Source organism: Candidatus Ancaeobacter aquaticus (assembly GCA_030765405.1).
GTDB lineage: Bacteria > Auribacterota > Ancaeobacteria > Ancaeobacterales > Ancaeobacteraceae > Ancaeobacter > Ancaeobacter aquaticus.
Window position 1 is genome coordinate 1 of the sequence record JAVCCP010000066.1, and the last position, 9,439, is coordinate 9,439.

Below are 9,439 nucleotides of genomic sequence, written 5' to 3' on the forward strand. Positions count from 1 at the left end.
GAATCCTTATCTTAGGCTTCATAATAGCTGCCTCAAGGGTGATTTTACCTGATTTCTGGTAAGACCATGTCCCATTTACGAAGTGGGACATGGTCTTACTCGATTTATTTATAACGCTTGAGCAATTATATTATAACAAATGGATTATATATTTCCTATTGAAACTTTAATCCTAAGCAGACCACCCTGCTGGGTAGACCTTCCCATCCCTTAAGGAAGGGTCTAACCATATACACCCCCGGCGGCGCATATTTATTTCCCTATATCAGTAACGCCTTTTTTACTATTTATTTTCTCTAAATACTTTTCTGCTCCGTACTTATAATTGCCTTCATTTCCTGCTATATGTTTAAATATTTTCTCCGCATCAGAAAGATTATTATCACTATATAATATAATTCCTTTATTATATAGTGCCGTATCCGCCATTTCGCTATCAGGAGATTTTTCAATAACACTGTTAAAATAATCCAATGCCCTCTTATTTTTACCATTAACCATGTATATTTCCCCCAACATCAGCAATGCACGGCCCAGGATTTCACTATCAGCATCCGAATCCGCGATCGTCTTGAAATCTTCGATTGCATGATCATATTTCTTCATTTTCCTGCCGCACATCCCCCGCATTAAAAGAACATATACTATAGCTTCATTATCAGGATAATATTTAAGAAATCTATCTACCAGATTTACTACCGTTGAATATCTCTCAAGCTCATAGTAACGATTAATTAACAATAGAATATAATCTATATTCGCAGCATCCTGTGTTTTTTTTGACAGCAGATAATCTATATGCAGCAGGTCTATTGACGACGAATAATCATACCTCTCGATATTAAAATATTTGTTTGATATCCTACTGCACAGCCCGGTAAATTCTCCCGTATTAAGCTTTTTTTTCATGCCGTTAAGGCACTTATTATAAAATTTGTATGCCTGTGAATATTTACCGCTTTTAAATGAACAGTCCGCAAATCCCTTTATATCACTCTCAATGTCACAACCCTTTAACCCTTCAGCCAAACTAAAATACATATTACATAATTTATCCGTGTAGTCTTCAAGTATGTTTAAAGACATGATACGCTTAATATAATACTTTAGATTTTTATAACATTCTTCACGACTGCCGCTATTATTCAGCGCTTTAATAAAATTATCAAACTGTGTTTCTGTCTTATCAAACTGATACAAACGAATTAAGGCAAGAAACTTCAAATATTCTGTTTCAATAGTATCTAACCGGTATTTTTGTCTATCCAGCCATTTCAGGATCTTTTTATAAACATGGTTATTATATTGAATAAACAGCTTGAATGCCTCTTCGTCCCCTGCATTCACCAATTCTTCCATCCCGCTAAACATCCCCTTTACCGTGTCTATATCCGGATTTTTCCGCGAAAGGAATCGTTCAATAAAGGCGCATATACCTTTAATATCCGCCTTTGATTTCACATACCTGCTATCTTTTTTGAAACCGGTTTTGTTAAGGGCATTTTTTATATGCTTATTCTCCATAAAATATTTCCATACAAAACCGCTTCTGAAATTCTCCAGCGCTAAAAGAAATGCCCCCGTATCAAGCCCGTAATCCGTAGGGGCGTAAAAAACGTCCTGAAGGTTAAAGGAATTTACTAAACCATACCTTCCTTTTATCTTAGGATATTTTTGCAGCATATACTGAATGGCCGATACAGAATAAAATGGCGTAAAACTTATTGATGTCCCCGCCCCGAGAGGGGATACCGTCCCGTCATGCATAGGGCAATTATCACCGTTAGGCAGCGTACCGTATTTCATCGTATAGCTTTTAGGCGTATAAACGGAAGTTATTCCCCAGCAATTCGGTTTATATGTCTTATAATTACCCGCCTCATCCATACAAAACTTTCGGTTTGCGAGCGTTGCCGCTTTAGAATTCTGAAACCAGTTTGTCTGGTTGCGATCCTTCAGGTCTCTAAAATCAAAAAATAAGTTTGCATACTGATGCGTAAACAACGCGCCGTACCATGAATAGATAAAGGACCTGCCGCCGCCATAGTTTCCAACCTGCCTTACCCAGTCATAATATACTTTTGAAGGAACATTGTAAGAGGGTGATGCCGCGGCAAGAAGCGTCACAAGAATCGTTTCATCCGAAAAGAAGTCCCATCTTCCCGTTAAATACCCTTTTTCAGGTGTCCATCCCATAAGAAACATCGATTTGCCACCATACCTCTCGTCACAAAATGCCATCCAGTCAATTCCCCTGTATATCTTCTCTGCCAGTTTTTTTATCCTGCCGCCGAAATAATCACCCGCTATTATCATCCCGCATAATAGAAGAGTTGTATCTATAGTAGATATTTCCGAGTTCCCCGATCTCTTTCCTGTATCAGACTTAATAAAATGATAATAAAATCCATCCTTATCCTCGATTTCAGGGGGCTTTCCCTTTTTGATCTCTTTGGCTGATAGTTTTTTCTCCCCGGTTTTTGAGAATATATCTTTAACAGGTTTTTTAATTACAGCAACAACGCTATTGATAAATTCCCCGGCGCGTTCCAAATCAAAAATATTTTCTAACAAACTACTTTTTTCTTTATCAGTCTTTTTGTTTAACTGTTTTTTAGGTTTGTCATCACATGTTTTCTTTTTCCTGTCTTTCGTAAAGGTATCCATCACCAATAATACACGTCTTTTTGCCTCATCCTTACTGATCCAGCCCCGCTCAGCGCCAATACACATGGCAACAAGCCCGAAACCCGTAACAGCGGTGCTTGAATCTTTACTGCTTCCCGTATCCCTGAAAAGGCCGGTCTTTCTGTTCTGATTTTCCAAGAAATATAAAAATGACTGTTTTTGCAAATCATCCAGCAAATCAAAACATGTATAGGGTATAACCGAACACCCAACCACACACAAAGACATAGAAACAACCTGTCCTAACGGGGTAACAGAAACAGCCCTTAACCATAAATCTTTTTTATCGCAAAAGTTATCCATACCGCACTTTGAGGCGAATATCTTCCCGTTAGGATTGTATGCGGCAGCAATTCGATGCCAGGACCGGCCATTATCCCGCGACATTTCAAACCAGACAACTTCATATATATCAGGGTTTGCTTCAATTTCAAGAATGCTATGTCTATTAAATAAATAATTATTACGAATTAGGTCTCCATCAGCTTTAAAAGTAGCTTTATCAGGCGGTATTTTCTTAATGTTTGTATCAATGTCCTGTCTCCCAATTAATAAATCATCTATAAATATTTCACTTTTTTTAACATCTGCCTTATTTTCTTCGAAGGTAAATACCATTTCGCAGACCTTTGACATATCTCTTATTACTAAAAAGTCTTTTAATGGTATAATAATTTTTTGCCAGTTTTTAGTAACACCCGCCTTTAGATATTTATCAATATAAACCGAGGAGACAATATCTTTTCCATATGTGAAACGCCCATCATCGTTTACGTCCTGATGTAGTTCAATTTTAAAATTCTCTCCACCTGAAAGGCCCTTTATCCAAAAACTTAGATATTTGAATTTACTCAAATTTAGTTCTTTTATCGTTCCTCTACGACCTAAAACAACAAAATAATAAGAAAAAGACCCTGATTCTGAGACATTGTACGAAAGCCTGATCGATCCTCCAGTATGACCAAGAACATTTTTAGGGTCTGATTCATAGGATACTAAACATATCCCGGGTTTTTCATCGTCTCCTCCCATCCCACCGCCTAATAGATTCTTCCATGAATATAAAGCATTAAAATCATCTATAAGAATAACTAAAGGTTTTTTTGAATTATTAGTAGATGCGTGAAGTGAAGAGGGGATAAAAAATAGGCAAAATAATATTAAGAAGAATTTAGTTGTAGTGGAAAATCAAAAATACACAAGTGCTCCTTAATAAATAACTTCTCTTAATCATATCGTGAAGTCCCATTATATTAGATAATTATAATAATTTAAATCATTCTTTATACTGTGAATGCAATAATAGTTCTGGGGACGGAATGAGCTAACCCGGGTTTAACGGACGGGTTAATTATGAGACAGCTTTTAATTCCATCATTTCTGGAGTAATATAATTCAATGATTGATGTAATCGCTGCCTGTTATAAAAGATCTCCACAAATTCAAATATCTCGGACTTTGCATGATCTCTTGATGTAAATCTTTCCTCAGAAACCAATTCATTTTTCAATGTACTAAAGAAACTTTCTGCTACAGCATTATCGTAGCAATCTCCTTTTCGGCTCATGCTTGGCACAAGACCAGATGTAATTAATTTATTCCGATAATCATCTGAGCCATAAATACTGCCCCGATCTGTGTGATGTAATACTTCTGATTGCGGCCTACGTCTTTCTAAGGCCATATCAAGGGCATTAATAACTAACTGTTTATTGTTTTTATCTGACATTGACCACCCAATTACTTTACGTGAAAATAGATCAAGCAAAACAGCCAAATATAACCAACCTTTCTTTGTTGCTATAAAGGTCACATCACCAACCCATATTTGATTTGGGTTCATGGCTTGAAAACAGCGATTAAGTCGATTTGGTGCTATCCATTCAGTATTCTTCGACATTGTAGTAACTTTAAATCTCTTACGTCGCTTACTTTCAATACCATGTATTTTTCAAAGCCTAGCTACTCGATACTTGCCGCAAGAAATCCCCCTTGCTTTGAGAGCTTTCCATGTTTTTATCGTACCATAATTCTTTTTTGATTCAACATGAATATCTTGAATCTTTGCAACCAAATACTGATCAATCTGGCTTCTTTTGCTTACTGGTCTTGATTTCCATGCATAATAACCACTTGCACTGACCCTTAGTACTCTACACATCTTTCGGACCCTATATTGCTTACTATTGCTCTTAATAAAGGCGTATTTTATCTGGGGTCCTTCACAAAGTACGCCGCGGTTTTTTTAAAGATGTCACGCTCTTCCTTCACTTCTTTTAATTCTTGCTTCAGTTTAGTAATTTCACTGAGCTGGTCAGATTTAGGTCTACCGGATCCTCCAAAGGCATTTGGGCCTTTCTCTGTTGTTTCATCTTTCCAACGGTAAAGGAGTGTGCGTTTTACACCCAATTGCATTGCTAGTTCGCTTGCTGGTCTACCGCCTTCTTTGAGTAGTCTAACAGCTTCAATTTTAAACTCTTTCGGATACCTTCCTCTTTTCTTCATCGGACACCTCCATTCGTTTTGTCTCTATTTTATAGTGTCCGTTAAATCCGGGCTAGCTCAGAACACTTAATTCTCTCCTATTATTACCAATGGCATGCTTGAGCTTAAGAAGTGGAATCTAATAGATATTGAAAGAGGAAGCATTGAAAAAGGTTTTGCTAATAGGCCGGCTAACAGATCAGATAATTCTTTTGCTTGTTTGCCAGGATTCTGCATCCCAGCTAAACACAAAGATTTTAATCCTTCATTTAATCCCTCATTAAATCCCTCAATCAATTCGCCATTTAATCCGCCACGAGGTTTTGTTAATAAAAGCGAGTGACGAAGATGAGATAGTATACCGTAAGGTATACTATCTCATCAAGGAACGAGCAGATAATTTAATAAAGAGGCTATTCATAAACAATTGTTCTGTTATTAGAATTCTACATTGAGCCTGAAAGAAGATATTGTTTATGAATGAATAAAGCCGACATTCCTTATTGTGTTTAATTTTGCGTCTAATGAAATACAGACTATACGCAGATGACAAGTAGATAGAATAAGAATTAGCTAAATGGTTTTATGAACTTAGAGTATTTAGAGGGGTAAATAATTTTAACTGTAAAAGACGATAAAGAATGTGCTTGAATAATTCGTTTATGGTTTTACCGTTTTTATGCCGCTGTCATGATTGCCCGCATCATGCTGTAGTTTGTCTTCGTTGATTCACTCGGAACTGTGACTGGAAGAGGCGCTTTTATAAATTCTGCTACGGTCATCTTATCAATCTTATCTACCTCATCTTCCTTCATACCCATTAGATCGGCTACAAGTTCACGGAAATGTGTCTTTAAAGCGGGATCATCGATATACGTCACAAGTTCAGCAAACGTCATCTTCTCAAAATCATCTCCCAGCTGTTGGTGGAGAGATATGCCGGTTATGGTTATCGCAAGAAGTGAGCCTATATTATGGATCTCTTTTGATGCTGGATCGGTTGACAGTTCTTTGGGATTTATCTCAAGGATCTTTGTCTTATCAGAGGAAATGTTCTTTATCTTAAATTTCTCTTCAGACGAATTGAGCCAGCCAGCATCCAGATCCGTTGCCGTAACTTTTACCCCTTTCTTCTCGAGCAGTTTGTTAGCGTATTGTATCGCTGCCACTCCAAAAGGTTCCTGCGGTGAAACGGCCTGCAGGTTTGAGATCTCTATCGGTTTAGCAACAAGATTAGGATACTTTTTAGAGAGATTGGTCACGTAATCCAACGGTACGACATAGTTCTTATCGTACACAGGGATCACTATGGTATTGTCCGGGTCCGGTATATTGTCTATCTCATTATGCAGGTTCACGATGTCCGGACTTACTGTAACAAAAACTGCTTTTGGCCTGTTCTGAATGTAAGCGCCTTTCGCTTTAGCAATGCTTTCGATATCCATCATCGGAATTGACAATACATCTGGAACTTTTGACCTGTTCACATCTTGCGCCATATCATTTGCAACTACCTTGGCCAACGGGTCATTCACCATCACCACCGATACCAGTTTCTTTTTTAGAGTATCGCTATGCTGTATAACCATATGTTCAGGATCACCGTCTTTCACAACGAAATGAAGCGCATCCTCGAGCATAACACGTGCAATATCACTTGCGCTGATATCTTCATCTTGCACCATCTCCCTGCCTAAATAGATGCAGTTATATGTCCTTCCCGCGTGTGCTAGAACATCTTTCCCTATCGTATATCCTCCGGTAAAACCGTATTCCGCCTCCTTTGCCCGGCGCACCAGTTCAGCACGATCAATCCCCGCAGGGATGTTCTTCATCTCTTTCACAACATCTCCAAGTAACATCTTTGCCGCTTTTACTTTGGCATCAAGACTGGCTAAGGGAACAAACAGCTTCTCGTTGATTTTTCCATCAATAAGTTTCCTCAGAATCCATTTCCCGGAAGGCATCAATACACGGATACCCTCTCCACTCAGTTCCTTTCGTATCTCTTCATTCGTCTCTTCGGCAGATGATACCGGCTGACCCACCAGCGTCGGTATCGTCATGTGTGTGCCAGGAAGATCTTTTACCGTGATCCCTTTTATCGGTGTGATCCCTTGCACTGTTGAGGGATGAAAAATATTCAGCTGCGGATTCTGAACAGTCAGAGCGAACAACTGAGCGGCAACAGCGGCTGTGGTCGCTCCATACGGATGTAATTTCCAAACAGGGTTGGGATACGGATCGTTTTTCTCCCCTAGGCCATCCCAGTAATTCAAAGGCAATCCACCGTCTGGAAACTGCCGTTTCATCACGTTATCAAAATATTGTTTTGCTTTGTCAGGGTTCCCTGCGTTCAACTCACTTATTGCCAGCCAACAGGTCGGATCAAGCCAGAACACGCCCGGATATTTCTTTTTGTCCGCTTCAACGTGGACAATACCGGTATCGGCGCTATTCAACAGTTTTTTCTCCACAAATTCTAGCCCCCGACGGTAGTCTTCCCCCTTATCCCCTTTGTCCCCGAAAAGCATGTATCCCCACACGCTTGTGTCATATGCTGCAGCAGTATAAGGTATATCAAACCCCCACAGATACATCCGCGACATGTAAAAACACCCTTTCTTGTTGTTCCACGACCTCAGCAGGAATTGCTTTACCTTGAGTGCCACATCCAGGTACTTCTGTTCTCCCGTAATCATATACAGATTATAGAACGCTGAATAACAATCTTCGTTTTCTTCGACACTGACAACGGTAATAGGACCAACCTTCTTTTGGAGTATCGAACCATCCTTCCCTTGCCGGCTGATAAGGTAATCTGCTACCTTACTGGCCATCGGGACGAACCGTTTATCGCCTTTTTCAACTCCACCGGTCGCAAAAACATGGAGATTCACCGCCATGATCACAAATGCGTTTGGCCCAGGATGAACATCCTGGAAAACAACCTTACGGTTACCTGAATCATACGTATTACAAAAATATCCATCAGGGTTCTGGATTTCTGAAAGCGCCTGCAAGACCTTTGCGGCATTTTCATGCGCACCCAGTAGGTCCATCTTCATGATCCATAGCGCCTGATCGAACGTATGTGCCGCGCGGGCAATCTCCGGCGGGATCCCCTTTACATGATCATCGGCAAAGCTATTGCAGAGACCTGTTTTGGGATTATATCTACCCACATGCCAGTCAACCAATTTCTGGAGTTGTTCCCGGTACCGAGCCATAAATGCAACGATTTCGGAATTCGGCAGTTTCGCACGCTTTTCAAAAACAGGCTGGATCGGTTTCACCGTATCCGACACTACTACAGTCGGAGTGATTGATACTGGACTTATGATCAGAGAAAATGCCAGAAGAAGAGCAGCAATAGCCACTGGAACTATCTTTAGCAATATCTTTCCCTCTATTCTGTTAAACAGATATAGAAACGTCCGTTTCCAGGGACGTCCAATTCCCTCTTTTTGCAGATTTTTGTTTCTTTCTTTTTCATTATATTCTGCCTTAAATTGTGTTTGGTCTTCTTTTAATTTCGAATCCGCAGCAAGTGCGTTCTGAGAACTCTTCAATGTCTGCGTATGCGGTACCGCCCACACCATGCTTGTGGACAAAAATATAACCACTGTTACAAGAGACACGCATTTTAAGAAAAGGTTTAAACTTTTCATAAATTTGTCCTATAGATTATTGTTAAATACATCATTAAGCGTATTATACATCATAATTCTCATCATGTCAAGGCGACCACGAAAAAATCAACGATTCCGCATATCGGATGAAAAACACTTTAAAATAGTCACTTATGGTCAACAAATAATCGGAGTCAGATTCTCGTGATATTTTTTTCTCCGTGAAACGCTTATTCCGGCCGGTATTTCATGGGAGGAAAGACACCTTTCCCGGTGAGTTTTAAAAACGCTAACAATATAATCATCAAGGGGGATATTTCTGTTTTTATGGAGCGCGACAGCTCGCAGACAATGGGATATCTCTCCGAACGGAATACACTGCGCTTCGCTTGTGTTTTTCTAGTCTCGTATAGATTAAAACCCGTATTTTCAAACGGGTTCAAATATCCTTCGAGGATTCACATAAAAGAAAAGAGAGGCTGAACACAGCCTCTCTTTTCTTAAAATTCGACGTTGAAAACTCTCTATATCAAACCGTTGCAGATCGGTTTATAGTAAGTAGTTACACAGGCACAAACGGTAAAATACTATTAGACTTTTAAAAGGAAGAAATACCCCTGGCGGAAAGCGTGGGA

General features: G+C 39.4%; 5 protein-coding genes. All 5 read right to left on the reverse strand.

From position 1 onward, the window contains the following. Positions 1-252 precede the first annotated feature (252 nt). Complete coding sequence (locus P9M13_08685; GenBank protein ID MDP8263365.1) at positions 253-3,720, reverse strand: glucoamylase family protein; 3,468 nt, start codon at positions 3,718-3,720, stop codon at positions 253-255. Between the two features lie 319 nt (positions 3,721-4,039). Further along, positions 4,040-4,627: an IS3 family transposase gene (locus P9M13_08690; GenBank protein MDP8263366.1), complete on the reverse strand. Its 588-nt coding sequence runs from the start codon at positions 4,625-4,627 to the stop codon at positions 4,040-4,042. Positions 4,628-4,639: 12 nt separating this feature from the next. Beyond that, positions 4,640-4,849 carry an IS3 family transposase gene (locus P9M13_08695; protein ID MDP8263367.1) on the reverse strand — a complete coding sequence of 70 codons (210 nt, stop codon included), beginning with the start codon at positions 4,847-4,849 and terminating at the stop codon, positions 4,640-4,642. A 47-nt stretch (positions 4,850-4,896) separates the two neighbouring features. Further along, positions 4,897-5,193 (reverse strand): transposase, encoded by a 297-nt coding sequence (locus P9M13_08700; protein ID MDP8263368.1) that lies wholly within the window; start codon positions 5,191-5,193, stop codon positions 4,897-4,899. 656 nt (positions 5,194-5,849) lie between these two features. Further along, the gene (locus P9M13_08705; protein ID MDP8263369.1) at positions 5,850-8,843 is read right to left on the reverse strand and encodes a glycoside hydrolase family 127 protein; all 2,994 of its coding nucleotides are present in this window, start codon (positions 8,841-8,843) and stop codon (positions 5,850-5,852) included. Positions 8,844-9,439 lie beyond the last annotated feature (596 nt).